Consider the following 1358-nt stretch of genomic DNA (forward strand, 5'->3'; position numbering starts at 1 on the left):
TGTTGCCGCTGCCCGCAGGGCCGCGGACAGTTGGGGTGATGTGTCGTTGTCCAAGCGCACTAACGTCTTGTTTCGGTTCCGTGAGTTGGTGGCCGGGCATGTGGATGAACTGGCGGCGCTGATTACTGCTGAGCATGGGAAGGTCCTTTCGGATGCGAAGGGCGAGATCGGGCGTGGTTTGGAGGTTATTGAGTTTGCCTGTGGCATTCCGCAGCTGTTGAAGGGCGATTATTCGGATCAGGCTTCGACCGGTATTGATGTGTTTTCTTTCCGGCAGCCGGTGGGTGTGGTCGCGGGGATCACGCCGTTCAACTTTCCGGTGATGGTGCCGTTGTGGATGTGTCCGTTGGCGATCGCGGCTGGTAACGCGTTTATTTTGAAGCCCTCCGAGCGGGACCCGTCGGCGTCGATGCTGCTGGCGAGGTTGTGGACCGAGGCCGGGCTGCCTGCTGGTGTGTTCCAGGTGCTGCATGGGGATAAGGAGACCGTGGAGGGGCTGTTGACCCATCCGGATGTGGACGCGGTGTCCTTTGTGGGTTCCACCCCGATCGCGAAGTACGTCCATGAGACGGCGACCGCGCATGGTAAGCGGGTGCAGGCTTTGGGTGGGGCGAAGAACCACGCGATTATCCTGCCGGACGCGGATTTGGATAATGCCGCGGATCATTTATCGGCGGCTGCTTTCGGTTCCGCGGGTGAGCGGTGCATGGCGATTTCGGTGGCGGTGGCTGTTGGTGATGCGGCTGAGGCCCTGGTGGGTAAGATCGGGGACCGTGCGCGGGCGATCAAGGTTGCTGAGGGTACGGAGGCGGATGCGGAGATGGGGCCGGTTATTACCGCGGCCGCGAAGGCGCGTGTGGTCCGGATTGTGGGTGAGGCGGCCCAGGACGGTGCCGCCCTGGTGGTCGACGGCCGGGACTTCACCGTGCCCGGTAAGGAGGAGGGCTTTTGGGTGGGTCCGACGGTGATTGATAACGTGACCACGGCGATGAGCGCGTACACGGAGGAGATTTTCGGTCCGGTGCTGGCCGTGGTCCGGGTGGACACGGTGGAGGAGGGTATCGCGCTGATCAACGCTAACCCGTATGGGAATGGGACCTCCATTTTCACGTCTTCGGGTTCGAACGCGCGTAAGTTCCAGCGCGGCGTCCATGTGGGCATGATCGGCATTAACGTTCCGATTCCGGTGCCGGTGGCGTATCACTCCTTTGGTGGTTGGAAGAACTCGCTCTTTGGTGATAAGCACATTTACGGCGAGGAGGGTGTGGCGTTCTACACCCGCGGCAAGGTCGTTACCTCCCGCTGGCCCGAGCCCACCCATGCCTCGGGTGCCTCCTACAACTTCCCCTCCAACTAAC

General features: G+C 61.8%; 1 protein-coding gene. It reads left to right on the forward strand.

From position 1 onward, the window contains the following. Nucleotides 1-1357 (forward strand): CoA-acylating methylmalonate-semialdehyde dehydrogenase (locus IV498_RS18735; protein ID WP_269048584.1); only part of this gene is annotated, 1357 nt, incomplete at its 5' end. Nucleotide 1358 lies beyond the last annotated feature (1 nt).

This window comes from Paenarthrobacter sp. Z7-10, assembly GCF_026932795.1.
Lineage (GTDB): Bacteria > Actinomycetota > Actinomycetes > Actinomycetales > Micrococcaceae > Arthrobacter_M.